Consider the following 426-nt stretch of genomic DNA (forward strand, 5'->3'; position numbering starts at 1 on the left):
GCCCCAGCCGCCGACGGACGCGCCGCTGCGCCTGCCGATCCAGGACGTCTACACCATCTCCGGCATCGGCACCGTCCCCGTCGGCCGCGTCGAAACCGGCGTCCTCGAGACGGGCATGAACGTCTCGTTCCAGCCCTCGGACGTCGGCGGCGAGGTCAAGACCGTCGAGATGCACCACGAGGAGGTACCCCGAGCGGAACCCGGCGACAACGTCGGGTTCAACGTCCGCGGCATCGGCAAGGACGACATCCGCCGCGGCGACGTCTGTGGCCCCGCCGAGGACCCGCCGAGCGTTGCCGAGACGTTCAAGGCCCAGATCGTCGTGATGCAGCACCCCAGCGTGATCACCGCGGGCTACACGCCCGTGTTCCACGCCCACACCGCCCAGGTCGCGTGTACGATCGAGTCGATCGATCAGAAGATCGA

At 68.8% G+C, this 426-nt stretch carries 1 protein-coding gene; it reads left to right on the top strand.

Features of this window, described 5'->3' with window-relative positions; translation table 11 throughout:
- Window positions 1-426, top strand: a 426-nt coding sequence (locus QRT08_RS18400; protein WP_286047450.1) for an EF-Tu/IF-2/RF-3 family GTPase, incomplete at both ends; no start/stop codon positions are given.

Source organism: Halalkalicoccus sp. NIPERK01 (genome assembly GCF_030287405.1).
Lineage (GTDB): Archaea > Halobacteriota > Halobacteria > Halobacteriales > Halalkalicoccaceae > Halalkalicoccus.